The organism is Bradyrhizobium sp. SUTN9-2, assembly GCF_003122645.1.
Lineage (GTDB): Bacteria > Pseudomonadota > Alphaproteobacteria > Rhizobiales > Xanthobacteraceae > Bradyrhizobium > Bradyrhizobium yuanmingense.
Map to the genome: position 1 here is coordinate 2,024,446 of NZ_LAXE01000001.1, position 13,030 is coordinate 2,037,475.

Consider the following 13,030-nt stretch of genomic DNA (forward strand, 5'->3'; position numbering starts at 1 on the left):
TACTATCTGTCTCGAATCGGGGCACTCTGGCCGAAGCCGATTAACGCACGCTTAAACCTTGATGCCCCCGCCTGCCGCCGCGATTGTTGAACACAGGTTTCCCACACAATGAATTCGCGCTCCAAGTCCGCCTTGAACAAATCTGCCTTGAACAAGTCCGCTCTCAAGAAGTCCGCTCCCGGCAAGCCCGCTCTCCGCAAGCCAAGCACCAAAAAATCCGCCCCCAAGGCAAGGCCCTCCAAAGCTGCACCCTCCAAAGCTGCGAGCAAGACCGGCAAGCTTCCGGAGTGGAACCTGGCCGACCTCTATTCCGGGATCGAGGCGCCGGAGGTGGCGCGCGACCTCGAGAGAATGGATGCCGACTGCGTCGCCTTCGAGACGGACTACAGGGGCAAGCTGGCGACAGGGACAGCAAACGAAGATGGCGGAAAGTGGCTCGCCGAGGCGGTGCGACGCTATGAGGCGATCGACGATCTCGCCGGCCGTCTCGGCTCCTATGCCGGGCTCGTCCATGCCGGCGACAGTGTGGACCCTGCGATTTCAAAGTTTTACGGCGACGTGTCCGAGCGGCTGACGGCGGCGTCCACGCATCTGTTGTTCTTCGCGCTCGAGCTCAATCGGATCGATGACGATATTTTGAATCGCGCGATGCAGGCCGCCGAGCTCGCGCACTACGGTCCCTGGATCGAGGATCTGCGCAAGGAGAAGCCGTACCAGCTCGACGACAAGCTCGAGCAGCTTTTCCTGGAGAAGGCGCAGACCGGCTATTCAGCCTTCAACCGGCTGTTCGATCAGACCATCTCCAGCCTCCGCTTCAAGGTCGGCGCCAAGGAGTTCGCGATCGAGCCGACGCTGAATCTGCTGCAGGATCGCGACGGCGCCAAGCGCAAGAGCGCGGCGGAGGCACTGGCGAAGACCTTCAAGGCCAATGAGCGCACCTTTGCGCTGATCACCAACACGTTGGCCAAGGACAAGGACATCTCCGACCGCTGGCGCGGCTTCAAGGACGTGGCCGATTCCCGCCATCTGAACAATCGTGTCGAGCGCGAGGTCGTCGATGCGCTGGTCGCCTCGGTGCGCGCAGCCTATCCGAAACTGTCGCATCGCTATTATGCGCTGAAAGCGAAATGGTTCGGCAAGAAGCGGCTGGCCTATTGGGACCGCAACGCGCCGCTGCCTTTCGCGGCGACCGATGTCATCGCCTGGCCGGAGGCGCGCAGCATGGTGCTGACGGCCTATCGCGGCTTCTCGCCCAAAATGGCCGATATCGCCGAGCGCTTCTTCACCGACCGCTGGATCGACGCGCCGGTCCGGCCGGGCAAGGTGCCCGGGGCGTTCTCGCATCCGACCACGCCGTCAGCGCACCCTTACGTTCTCATGAACTACCAGGGCAAGCCGCGCGACGTGATGACGCTCGCGCATGAGCTCGGCCATGGCGTCCATCAGGTGCTCGCGGCAAAGAACGGCGCGCTGATGGCGCCGACGCCGCTGACCCTGGCGGAGACCGCGAGCGTGTTCGGCGAAATGCTCACCTTCAAGCGGCTGCTGGCCCAGACGAAGAGTGCGAAGCAGCGCCAGGCGCTGCTCGCCGGCAAGGTCGAGGACATGATCAACACCGTGGTGCGGCAGATCGCGTTCTATTCCTTCGAGCGTGCGGTCCACACCGAGCGCAAGAACGGCGAGCTCACCGCGACGCGGCTCGGCGAGATCTGGCTGTCGGTGCAGGGCGAGAGCCTTGGACCGGCGATCGAGATCAAGGCGGGCTACGAGAACTACTGGATGTACATCCCGCACTTCATCCATTCGCCGTTCTACGTCTACGCCTATGCGTTCGGCGATTGTCTCGTGAACTCGCTCTATGCGGTCTATGAGCACGCCACCGAGGGCTTTGCCGAACGCTATCTCGACATGCTCGCCGCCGGCGGCACGAAGCACTATTCGGAGCTGCTGCGGCCGTTCGGACTCGATGCCAAGGACCCCGAGTTCTGGGACGGCGGGCTTAGCGTGATCGCTGGGATGATAGACGAGCTGGAGGCAATGGGCTGAGGCCGTTCGCGCTTGCCGGTGCGTAAAACATCTGTTGAACTCGCTCTGTGGCGATGTTATACATGTGTATAACGCGCTAAAGATCGGCCGGCCATGAAGATCGAGATCAAGAAGATCGGCAATTCGGACGGGCTGTTGCTTCCGCGCGAGCTGATGCAGCGGCTCGATCTCAAGCGCGGACAGCAATTGCATATTGTCGAACTGCCCGGGGGTGGCTTCCAGGCGCTGCCCTATGATCCGGACTTCGAACGGACGATGGAGATCGCCGACGAGGTCATGGACAAGTATCGCGACACGCTCGCCGCGCTCGCAAAATAGTGGCGTCGCGCCGTGAGCGAGCATCGAGAGCCGCTGTGGATCACCTACGAGCAGGCTGTCGCAATTCACAGCCGACAGCTTCGCCGATTTGGTGGTGCACCGGGGCTGCGTGATGAAGGCATGCTGCGGTCGGCCCTGGAGCGGCCGATCAACAAGCGGCGCTACGAGCAGGCGACGCTTGATGAACTTGCCGCGGCTTACGCGTTCGGGCTGGCGAAGAACCGTGCATTCGCTGACCGCAACAAGCGCATCGCCTTCATGGCGATGATGGTCTTTCTCCACAAGAATGGCGTTGGCTTTAGTCCCGATCCTGCGGAAGCGACCATTATCTTTCTGTCCCTTGCCGCTGGCGAAGTCAGCGAGCAAAGCCTCACGCGCTGGATCAAGGACAATCGGAATTCCAAATGACCCCATTTGCGGAAAACCGCGCCCGGGTGCCGTTGCCCTGCCTGGAAGTTTGCGGTATCCCAGCCCGAGAATTCGACTTTCGACTGGGGACAATCGATGGCTGACCATAGCGAAGTGGCGTACACGACCGCCGACGGCAACGACTACGCTGCCCACGAGCAGACCTACGAGGGCTTCATCAAGCTGGTTAAGTGGGGCACGGTCTCGGTCGCGCTCATCGTGATCCTGATGGCGATCTTCCTCACCTGATCGATCAGCAGCTGCACATGCCAGCGGCAGCAGCTGCCCAGAATATTTGCATCCAAGCCGGTAACAAAACCGGTATCGAACGCTGCGGGAAGTAACGCTTAGTTTGCGCGCGCGCTGTCCTGCGTCGCCGGAGGCCTCATGAAAATTGCCGTTGCCAAGGAAATCGATCCGTCGGAGCCGCGGGTCGCCGCTTCGCCTGATACGGTGAAGAAGTTCAAGGCGTTAGGCGCCGAGATCGCCATCGAGCCGGGCGCCGGCCTCAAATCGGGCCTGCCGGATTCAGAATTCACCGCCGTGGGCGCCACCGTCAGCCCTGACGCGCTGAAGGACGCCGACATCGTCATCAAGGTGAAGCGTCCCGAGGCTTCCGAGGTTAGTCAATACAAGCGCGGCGCGCTCGTCATCGCCATCATGGATCCCTATGGCAACGAGGCCGCGCTGAAGACGATCGCCGAGGCCGGCGTCTCCGCTTTCGCGATGGAATTGATGCCGCGCATCACGCGCGCCCAGGTGATGGACGTGTTGTCCTCGCAGGCGAACCTTGCCGGCTACCGCGCCGTGATCGAGGGTGCCGAGGCTTTCGGCCGCGCCTTCCCGATGATGATGACGGCGGCCGGCACCGTGCCCGCCGCGAAGGTGTTCGTGATGGGCGTCGGCGTCGCCGGCCTCCAGGCGATCGCGACCGCGCGCCGTCTCGGCGCCGTCGTGACCGCGACCGACGTGCGGCCCGCCACCAAGGAGCAGGTGGAATCCCTCGGCGCGAAATTCCTCGCCGTCGAGGACGAGGAGTTCAAGAACGCGCAGACCGCCGGCGGCTACGCCAAGGAAATGTCGAAAGAATACCAGGCCAAGCAGGCCGCGCTCACCGCCGAGCACATCAAGAAGCAGGACATCGTCATCACCACCGCGCTGATTCCGGGCCGCCCGGCGCCGAAGCTCGTCAGTGCCGACATGGTCAAGTCGATGAAGCCCGGCTCGGTGCTGGTCGATCTCGCCGTCGAACGCGGCGGCAATGTCGAGGGCGCCAAGGCCGGCGAAGTCGTCGACCTCGATGGCATCAAGATCGTCGGCTACACCAACGTTGCGGGTCGCGTTGCGGCCTCGGCCTCCAGCCTCTACGCGCGCAACCTGTTCTCCTTCATCGAGACCATGATCGACAAGAAAGAGAAGAAGCTCGCCGTCAACTGGGACGACGAACTCGTCAAGGCTACCGCGCTGACGAAGGACGGCGCCGTGATCCACCCGAACTTCCAGCCGAAAGCTTAAGGAGAGATTGCCATGGAGCACGCTGCACAGGTCGTCGACCCCTTCATCTTCCGGCTGTCGATCTTCGTCCTCGCCGTCTTCGTCGGCTATTTCGTGGTGTGGTCGGTGACGCCCGCGCTGCACACGCCGCTGATGAGCGTGACCAACGCGATCTCCTCGGTGATCGTGGTCGGCGCGCTGCTCGCCGTCGGCGTCGGCATGGTTTCGAGCGGCTCGGGCTGGGCGCGCGGCTTCGGCTTCGTCGCGCTCGTCTTCGCCTGCGTGAACATCTTTGGCGGCTTCCTTGTCACCCAGCGCATGCTGGCGATGTACAAGAAGAAGTCGAAGTAAGCGGCCACCTCGGGCTGAAGGGATCAATGGGGACCTGAGATGAGCGCCAATCTCTCTGCATTCTTGTATCTCGTGGCGGGGGTGCTGTTCATCCTGTCGCTGCGCGGGCTGTCGAGCCCGGCAACCTCGCGCCAGGGCAATCTGTTCGGCATGATCGGCATGGCGATCGCGGTCGCCACCACGCTGGCGAGCCATCCGCCGGCGGATGGCGTGGCCTGGGTCCTCGTGATCCTCGCGGTCGCGATCGGCGGCGGCATCGGCGCGGTGATCGCCCGCCGCGTGCCGATGACCTCGATGCCGGAACTGGTCGCCGCCTTCCACTCGCTGGTCGGCATGGCCGCGGTGCTGGTCGCTGCCGGCGCGTTCTACGCGCCTGAGGCCTTCGACATCGGCAAGCCTGGCGCCATTCATGCATCAAGTCTGGTCGAAATGTCGCTCGGTGTCGCCATCGGCGCGCTGACCTTCACCGGCTCGGTGATCGCGTTCCTGAAGCTGTCCGCGCGCATGAGCGGCGCGCCGATCATCCTGCCGGCCCGTCACATCATCAACATCGCGCTGGCCGTGGCGCTGGTGTTCTTTATCGTCCGTCTCGTCCTCACCGGCGGCGCGTTCGACTTCTGGATGATCACCATCATCGCGCTGGCGCTCGGCGTGCTCATGATCATCCCGATCGGCGGCGCCGACATGCCGGTCGTGATCTCGATGCTGAACTCCTATTCGGGTTGGGCGGCCGCCGGCATCGGCTTCACGCTCGGTAATTCCGCGCTGATCATCACCGGCGCGCTGGTCGGTTCCTCGGGCGCGATCCTGTCCTACATCATGTGCCACGCGATGAACCGGTCCTTCATCTCGGTCATCCTCGGCGGCTTCGGCGGTGAGACCGCGGCGGCCGGCGGCGCCACGGGCGAGCAGAAGCCCGCCAAGCTCGGCTCGGCGGACGATGCGGCCTTCATCATGAAGAACGCCTCCAAGGTCATCATCGTGCCCGGCTACGGCATGGCGGTGGCGCAGGCCCAGCACGCGCTGCGCGAGATGGCGGACATGCTCAAGAAGGAAGGCGTCGAGGTGAAATACGCCATTCACCCGGTCGCCGGCCGCATGCCCGGCCACATGAACGTGCTGCTGGCCGAAGCCAACGTGCCCTATGACGAGGTGTTCGAGCTCGAGGACATCAACTCCGAATTCGCGCAGGCCGACATTGCCTTCGTGATCGGCGCCAACGACGTCACCAACCCGGCGGCCGAAGAGGACAAGACTTCGCCGATCTACGGCATGCCGGTGCTCCAGGTCTGGAAGGCCGGCACGGTGATGTTCATCAAGCGCTCGCTGGCGTCGGGCTATGCCGGTATCGACAATCCGCTGTTCTACCGCGACAACACCATGATGCTGCTCGGCGACGCCAAGAAGGTCACCGAGAACATCGTCAAGGCGATGTGACGGGGGGAGGGACCGTGGCCATCAATTAGGAATGGCACCAGTCCGATTGCATGCCGCCCAAGGCGTGCGCGAGCAGCGCGTCGCCTGGCACGCTGCCCACAAGGCGGCGTGCAGCTGCCGCGACGTTCCGGCGAGCCTGCGGCCCGACGTCATGAAATTGCTGCGGAGCCGTCGCAAGCCCTAGTCTCAACCGAGGGAGCGGCCGCGCAATGATGAGCATCGTCAAGTGGATCGCCATCGTGCTCCTGACCGTCTATTGCGCCGGTCTCCTCGTGCTGTACGTCCGCCAGCGCGAGATGCTGTTTCCGATCCCGCCCGCCGGCCGCACCGCACCCGATGCTGCGGGCCTTCCCGAGGCGCAAGAGCATGTCCTAACCACGTCTGATGGCGAGCAGGTCATCGTCTGGCACGTGCCGGCCAAGCCCGGTCGTTCCGTGATCCTCTACTTCCACGGCAATGGCGATTTTCTCGCCGGCCGCGTTGGTCGTTTCAAGGCGATGACCGCCGACGGCACCGGCCTCGTTGCGCTGTCCTATCGCGGCTATGGCGGCTCGAGCGGGATGCCGAGCGAGCAGGGCCTGCTGCGCGACGCTGCAGCCGCCTACGCGTTCACCACCGCGCGCTATGCGGCGGAACGAATCGTCGCCTGGGGCTTTTCGCTCGGGACGGGCGTCGCGGTCGCGCTCGCCTCGGAGCATCGCGTTGGAAAACTCATCCTGGAGGCGCCCTATACGTCGACGGCCGACATTGCGGGGTCATCGTTCTGGTTCGTTCCGGTCCGCCTTCTGATGCGCGACCCGTTCCATTCGGACCAGCGCATGTCGCGCGTCACGGTGCCGCTGCTCGTCATGCATGGCACCAATGACCTTGTCATTTCGATCCTCTTCGGAGAGCGTCTGTTCGCGCTCGCCCGCGAGCCCAAGCGGTTCGTTCGCATGGAGGGCGGCGGACACGACGATCTCGATCAATTTGGCGCGATCGAAACCGCGAGAGGCTTCATTGGCGGCTGACGGCTTGGCTCAACGTTACCTCCCCGCGCTCGTCGTCTCCTGCTTGACGTTTCTGCCGCAGAACGCGCTTGCCGCGACCGGCCTCGATGGTGCGGCGATGCGCTGGCCCTATGCGCTGCCCTTTGCCGGCTTGTTGCTGTCGATTGCAATGGGGCCGCTGCTGTTGCCGAAGATCTGGCATCACCATTACGGCAAGATCACCGCTGCCTGGTCGCTACTGGCGCTCGCCGCGCTCGTCGTCTTCGCCGGCGGCATGGCGACACTGGCGGCGCTGGTCCATGCCATGCTCGCCGAATATCTCGGGTTCATCGTGCTGCTGTTCGCGCTCTATGTCGTGGCCGGCGGCATCCTCATCACGGGCGACATCAAGGGCACGCCGGCGGCGAATGTCGGCATCCTCGCGCTCGGCACGCTGGGGGCGAGCATCGTCGGCACCACGGGTGCCGCGATGATCCTGATCCGCCCCTTGATCCGCGCCAACCGGCAGCGGCGCCACAACACCCATGTCGTCATCTTCTTCATCATCCTGGTGGCCAATGTCGGCGGCGCGCTGAGCCCGCTCGGCGATCCCCCGCTGTTCGTCGGCTTCCTGCATGGCGTTGACTTCTTCTGGACCACGCGGACCATCTGGTTGCAGACCGCACTCGTCGCCGTCCTGCTGCTCGCGATCTTCGCCGTCGTCGACGTCTGGCGCTTTCGCGGTGAGCCGCCGCCCGCCGACACGGGCCGGGGAGAGCCGTTGCGCATCCGCGGCCTCGTCAATCTGGTGCTGATCGCAGCCATCGTCGCCAGCCTTCTCGCCTCGGCGATGTGGAGGCCCGACATTGCCTTCGACATTTTCGGTACCAAGCTGGAGCTGGAGGACGTCGCGCGCAACCTGGCGCTGCTGGCCATCGCGGCGCTGTCGGTGTGGCTGACGCCCGACGAGCACAGGCAGGCCAACGGCTTCACCTGGGAGCCGATCCGCGAGGTCGCAAAACTGTTCGCGGGCATCTTCGTCGCCATCATCCCGGTCATTGCCATGCTCAATGCCGGCCATCACGGCGCGTTCGCCTGGCTGCTGTCGGCGGTGACGGCGCCGGATGGCGCGCCGCGCGAGGTCGTCTATTTCTGGTTCACCGGCCTGATGTCCGCGTTCCTCGACAATGCGCCGACCTATCTGCTGTTCTTCGAGCTCGCCGGCGGCAATCCGCAGGTGCTGATGCATCAGCTCTCGGGCACGCTCGCCTCGATCTCCATGGGGGCCGTCTACATGGGAGCGCTCACCTATATCGGCAACGCGCCGAACTTCATGGTGAGCAGCATCGCGCGCGAGAACGGCGTCGCGATGCCGAGCTTCTTCGGTTATCTCCTGCGCGCCGGCGCCGTGCTGATCCCGCTGTTCCTGTTGCTGACGTTCCTGCCGGTCGCACCGATCCTGCACTGGCATTGAATCCGCCGGCCGATTTGCTATTGCTCGCTTTCGTAGTTGGAGCCGATGGATGAGCGCGCATGATCCGATGCCCCGGTCGGCCTGGGTCTTTCCGGCGCTGGCCCTGCTGTTGTTCGCAGCCGTCAGCGCCACGGATTACGTCTTCACGCTGTCGTTTGGTGGTCTTCTCTTCACCGTTGTCCTTCTGGTCATCCTGTTCGGCACGGTGTTCGCGGCGGTTCATCATGCCGAGGTGATCGCGGAGCGGGTCGGCGAACCCTACGGCACGCTGGTGCTGACGCTCTCGGTGACCATCATCGAGGTCGCGCTGATCACCACGATCATGCTGGGCGACAAGCCTGCCCCGGCACTGGCGCGCGACACCGTGTTCGCCGTGGTCATGATCGTCTGCAACGGCCTCGTCGGGCTCTGCATCTTCATCGGCGGCCTGCGCTATCGCGAGCAGGGTTTTCAGCTCTCCGGCGCCAACGTCTATCTCAGCGTCCTGTTCGCGCTCGCGACCATCACGCTGATCCTGCCGAACTACACCACCACCACGCCGGGGCCTGTCTATTCGGCGGTCCAGCTCGGCTTCGTCGACGTGGTCACGCTGGCGCTCTATGCGGTGTTTCTCTACACCCAAACGGTCCTGCACAAGGATTACTTCGTCCACGAGCGGGCGTACGCCGGCAGCGGCGAGGTGCATCTGTCGGGCAGGATGCTGGTGCTCAGCGTCGTGCTGCTGCTGATCGCGCTGCTGGCGGTCGTGCTGCTCTCCAAGAAATTCTCGCTGGTGGTCGACGCCGTCGCGGCCAAGATCGGCGCGCCGCCGGCCTTTGCCGGGCTTCTGGTCGCGCTTCTGATCCTGATGCCGGAAGGCGTCGCGGCCGTCTCGGCGGCCCGCCAGAACGACCTCCAGAAGAGCATCAACCTCGCTCTGGGATCGTCGCTGGCGACCATCGGCCTGACCATTCCTGCCGTCGGCGTCGCCACTTACGCGCTCGACAAGGAGCTCGAGCTCGGCCTCGGCGCCCAGGGCAGCGTGCTCCTGCTGCTGACCTTCTTCCTGAGCATGCTGACCTTCGGCACGGGCAGGACCAATGTCCTGTTCGGCCTGGTGCATATGGTGGTATTTGCCGTCTACGTGTTCATGGTTTTCGTACCCTAGAAGGAGCTCCCGGTGCTTGCCGCCCAGTCCGAGGTTCAGGTCGACAACGAAGAGGTCCGGGTGACGGAATGGCGGCTTGCCCCCGGCAGCGCCACCGGCCATCACACCCATGGCATGGACTATGTGATCGTTCCGCTCGCCGCCGGCGAGATGACCATCGTCGCGCCCAATGGCGAAAGGTCCAAGGCGCAGCTTGCCGCCGGGAAATCCTATTTCCGCAAGGCCGGCGTCCAGCATGACGTACTTAACGAAACCTCAACTGAGATCGTGTTCCTTGAAATTGAGCTGAAGCGCTAGGGTCGCGCCACCGTTTGCCATCGATCCGTCGCAGTTGATCCCTCACAATGCCCTAAAGTTCCCGCATCAGGTCGCGCGGGGAGTGTGGTCGGAATGCTGAAATACCTCGCAAAAATTTCGATGGATATTTTCCCCTCGGTGCTCGCGACGATCATCGGGGCCTACATCGTCAATCATTACATCAACGCCAAGCCGGCCGCCGACACCCCAGCCGCCGTGACCGCGCCTGCCCAGACCGGCAGCGACGGCAAACCCACCGATACCGCCAACCTTCCCGCCTCCGGCGTCAAGGCCAAGGGCATCCCCGAGAAGAGCGTGACGGACAAGGCGGCGGTCGAGAAGCCGGCCGATCATCCGCCGGCCGCCGAGACCAAGGCCGCAGACGTGGCTCCCGCTGACACCGGTCCGCGCGGACGTCCCTCTGCCCGCGACAAGGCCGCGGCGAAATCCGCACCGGCGGCTTCTGCTCCCGTGGTTGAGGCCAATTCGGCCCCGACGGCGGCTTCCGCGGCTCCCGACGCCAACGATCTGGCGCGTGCTGCGATCGAGCGCCTGCGCAAGTCGCCCGAGGGCAAGGCTGCCGAGGCCAGGTCGTCGGAAACCAAGCCTGCCGAGGCTCGCGCGTCGGAGACCAAGCCGGCTGAGCCTGCGGTGCGGGACGCCGCCCGCACGCCGGAGGCTCCGCGTGTCGTGAATGTGGAGCCGTCTCCAGTCCGTCCGCTGCCGCCGCCGATCAATGTCTCGACGCCCTCACCCGAGGCCTATGGCAATGGGGGCTCCAATCCGCCCTACACGGCCTCGATTGGCAACGATGATCCGAATCGGGTGACGCCGCCGGCCGACATTCCCGTGCCGGTCATCGCACCGCCGCTCGACCTGCGTGCCGATGCGGGCGCCGCCCTGCCGCGGCCGAAGAAGACCAATGTCGCCGACGAGATGCTGTCGGGCATGAAGTCGATGTTCAACGCCGTTCTGCCCAAGAGCGCCACGCCCGACTAGAACTCCGCTCAGCCTCCGCCAAACCGTCAGCCGCCGACGCGGGCGAGACCGCTGCGAGCGGGTTCGTCGCGTGGACGAAGCGCAACCGCCTTGGTGTAGGACGCCGCCGCCTTGGCTTTGTCGCCCAAGCGCTCATAGACCTGACCGCGCGCGGTCCAGACCTGGGCATTGTTCGGATCGGCCTCGGAGGCTTCGTCGAGATCGGCTGCGGCCTCGTTGACCTTGCCGAGCGCGAGATAGCTGTTGGCGCGGCCCAGCAGCGGCTCGGCCTTTTGCGGGTTGAGTCCGCTGGCGGCGCTGAAATCGGCGATCGCGAAGTCGTGCTGGTTGTTGCCCTGGTAGATCAGGGCGCGGCCATAGAGCGCCTGCGCATTGTAGGGATCGAGGCCGATCGCGCGATTGAACTCGTCGAGCGCTGCCGCGGCCTCGCCTGACTTCGCCAGAGACTGAGCCTTCGCGGTATGGGCCTGGGCTTCGGTGACGTTGCCGGCGCTCACCGCGCTCTCGGCCGGCGCGGCGGCCTTGGGGGCCTCCTGCGGCTTGTCCTTCTCCGGCATCAGTGATCCCAGATCGAACGAGCAGCCGCCCAGCACGATCCCCGTCAGGGCCGCCGCGAGCGGCGGCTGCCAGATCCGGCGCCGTCGCGGAAGGCCGCGCTGGGAGAAAGGGGAGGCCATCTACGGTTGGCTCGCGCTAGAGCTTGATCCGACAAGTCCTCAAAACAATAACGCGGGCCCGGGGCCCGCGTCATCGAAAACTAGAGTCTTGCTGAATCGGCTCAGCGCGGTCCGCGCGGACCTGCGCCGGGGCCGCCACGACCGCCGCGATCACCGCCCGGGCCGGCGCCGAACACCGGCTTCGGCTTCATCGGCAGCAGGCCTTCGCGCTGCAGCTTCTTGCGGGCCAGCTTGCGCGCGCGGCGCACGGCTTCGGCCTTTTCGCGGGCCTTCTTCTCGGAGGGCTTCTCGTAATGACCGCGGAGCTTCATCTCGCGGAAAATTCCCTCGCGCTGCATCTTCTTCTTCAGCGCCTTGAGGGCTTGATCAACATTGTTATCGCGAACGAGAACCTGCACGCGGCATCCTCTTCAGGTGGATCGGATTTGAATTCTGGTAAGTCAAAGGGGATGGCGAAACGCGCAAGCCCTTAACCTTGAGCGCGCGGATGTATCAGACAAAACCGCAGATGTCCACCGGCCAAGCGGATTTTCGGGCCAAGTTCGGCCATTAAATGCGGCGAAAATACCTCCATGCGGCCCCGATTTGGGCGATTTGGCGCCGAGGACGGGGCCGCACCGGAGCTTTGTTCCGGAATCTTTGCAATGAGGGACTACAATGGACATCAAAAAATATGCTGCCGAAGCCATCGGCACCTTCTGGCTGACATTCGCGGGCTGCGGAAGCGCGGTGATCGCCGCCGGCTTCCCGCAGGTCGGGATCGGGCTGGTCGGCGTGTCCCTGGCTTTCGGATTGAGCGTCGTCACCATGGCCTACGCGATCGGCCACATCTCCGGGTGCCATCTGAATCCGGCCGTCACGGTCGGTCTCGCCGCCGGCGGCCGCTTTCCGGCCGGCCAGATCCTGCCTTATGTGATCGCCCAGGTGGCGGGCGCGATTGTCGCCGCATCGCTGCTCTATGTCGTTGCGAGTGGGGCGCCCGGCTTCGACGTCAGCAAGGGCTTCGCCTCCAACGGCTATGGCGCGCATTCGCCCGGTCAGTACAGCATGATGGCCGGCTTCCTCACCGAGGTGGTGATGACCATGATGTTCCTGTTCATCATCATGGGGGCGACCCATGGGCGCGCGCCGGCGGGTTTCGCTCCGCTGGCGATCGGGCTCGCGCTGGTGATGATCCACCTCGTCAGCATTCCCGTCACCAACACCTCGGTGAACCCGGCGCGCAGCACCGGCCCGGCGTTGTTCGTCGGCGGCTGGGCGCTGTCGCAGCTGTGGCTGTTCTGGGTCGCGCCGCTGATCGGCGGCGCGCTCGGCGGGGTGATCTATCGCTGGCTCAGCGAGGAGCCCAGCGGCGTCGTTGCGGGCGTGAAGACGGCGTAGTCACAATCGCCCGGCGGGATTGCAGCTCTTGCTG

The 13,030-nt window shown here is 64.6% G+C and carries 15 protein-coding genes; 13 read left to right on the plus strand and 2 right to left on the minus strand.

Annotated elements, in window-relative coordinates; all coding sequences use genetic code 11:
- Nucleotides 1-108: 108 nt before the first annotated feature.
- From XF30_RS09525 to XF30_RS09580, 12 genes are all read left to right on the plus strand, one after another.
- Nucleotides 109-2,046, plus strand: coding sequence for a M3 family oligoendopeptidase (locus XF30_RS09525; protein WP_109142515.1), 1,938 nt, complete (start codon nt 109-111; stop codon nt 2,044-2,046).
- Nucleotides 2,047-2,139: 93 nt separating this feature from the next.
- Complete coding sequence (locus XF30_RS09530; RefSeq protein WP_027545558.1) at nt 2,140-2,364, plus strand: AbrB/MazE/SpoVT family DNA-binding domain-containing protein; 225 nt, start codon at nt 2,140-2,142, stop codon at nt 2,362-2,364.
- Nucleotides 2,365-2,376: 12 nt separating this feature from the next.
- Nucleotides 2,377-2,772 carry a type II toxin-antitoxin system death-on-curing family toxin gene (locus tag XF30_RS09535; RefSeq protein ID WP_109142516.1) on the plus strand — a complete coding sequence of 132 codons (396 nt, stop codon included), beginning with the start codon at nt 2,377-2,379 and terminating at the stop codon, nt 2,770-2,772.
- 96 nt (nt 2,773-2,868) lie between these two features.
- Entirely contained in the window at nt 2,869-3,021 is a 153-nt protein-coding gene (locus tag XF30_RS09540; protein WP_109142517.1) for an aa3-type cytochrome c oxidase subunit IV, read from the plus strand.
- A 138-nt stretch (nt 3,022-3,159) separates the two neighbouring features.
- The gene (locus XF30_RS09545; protein ID WP_109142518.1) at nt 3,160-4,287 is read left to right on the plus strand and encodes a Re/Si-specific NAD(P)(+) transhydrogenase subunit alpha; all 1,128 of its coding nucleotides are present in this window, start codon (nt 3,160-3,162) and stop codon (nt 4,285-4,287) included.
- A 12-nt stretch (nt 4,288-4,299) separates the two neighbouring features.
- Nucleotides 4,300-4,617, plus strand: coding sequence for a proton-translocating transhydrogenase family protein (locus XF30_RS09550; RefSeq protein ID WP_035998681.1), 318 nt, complete (start codon nt 4,300-4,302; stop codon nt 4,615-4,617).
- A 39-nt stretch (nt 4,618-4,656) separates the two neighbouring features.
- A complete protein-coding gene (locus XF30_RS09555) occupies nt 4,657-6,054 on the plus strand; it encodes an NAD(P)(+) transhydrogenase (Re/Si-specific) subunit beta (protein ID WP_057028050.1) in 1,398 nt (465 codons plus the stop codon).
- A 212-nt stretch (nt 6,055-6,266) separates the two neighbouring features.
- Nucleotides 6,267-7,064, plus strand: a complete 798-nt coding sequence (locus tag XF30_RS09560) for an alpha/beta hydrolase (RefSeq protein ID WP_109145630.1) — start codon at nt 6,267-6,269, stop codon at nt 7,062-7,064.
- A gap of 4 nt (nt 7,065-7,068) precedes the next feature.
- Complete coding sequence (locus tag XF30_RS09565) at nt 7,069-8,496, plus strand: sodium:proton antiporter (protein ID WP_244608887.1); 1,428 nt, start codon at nt 7,069-7,071, stop codon at nt 8,494-8,496.
- A 49-nt stretch (nt 8,497-8,545) separates the two neighbouring features.
- On the plus strand, nt 8,546-9,643 hold the full coding sequence (locus tag XF30_RS09570; protein WP_035998688.1) for a calcium:cation antiporter: 1,098 nt from the start codon (nt 8,546-8,548) through the stop codon (nt 9,641-9,643).
- Between the two features lie 12 nt (nt 9,644-9,655).
- Nucleotides 9,656-9,940, plus strand: a complete 285-nt coding sequence (locus XF30_RS09575) for a cupin domain-containing protein (RefSeq protein ID WP_035998690.1) — start codon at nt 9,656-9,658, stop codon at nt 9,938-9,940.
- Nucleotides 9,941-10,033: 93 nt separating this feature from the next.
- Nucleotides 10,034-10,939 carry a hypothetical protein gene (locus tag XF30_RS09580; protein WP_109142519.1) on the plus strand — a complete coding sequence of 302 codons (906 nt, stop codon included), beginning with the start codon at nt 10,034-10,036 and terminating at the stop codon, nt 10,937-10,939.
- Between the two features lie 26 nt (nt 10,940-10,965).
- Here the strand turns inward: XF30_RS09580 and XF30_RS09585 are convergent, their stop codons facing one another.
- Together XF30_RS09585 and rpsU are read right to left on the minus strand one after the other, a co-directional pair.
- On the minus strand, nt 10,966-11,616 hold the full coding sequence (locus XF30_RS09585) for a tetratricopeptide repeat protein (protein ID WP_109142520.1): 651 nt from the start codon (nt 11,614-11,616) through the stop codon (nt 10,966-10,968).
- Nucleotides 11,617-11,717: 101 nt separating this feature from the next.
- A complete protein-coding gene (gene rpsU, locus XF30_RS09590; protein ID WP_008546194.1) occupies nt 11,718-12,014 on the minus strand; it encodes a 30S ribosomal protein S21 in 297 nt (98 codons plus the stop codon).
- Nucleotides 12,015-12,273: 259 nt separating this feature from the next.
- Between rpsU and aqpZ the strand changes: the two genes are divergently transcribed.
- The gene (aqpZ, locus tag XF30_RS09595) at nt 12,274-12,996 is read left to right on the plus strand and encodes an aquaporin Z (protein WP_109142521.1); all 723 of its coding nucleotides are present in this window, start codon (nt 12,274-12,276) and stop codon (nt 12,994-12,996) included.
- The last annotated feature ends 34 nt before the right edge of the window (nt 12,997-13,030 follow it).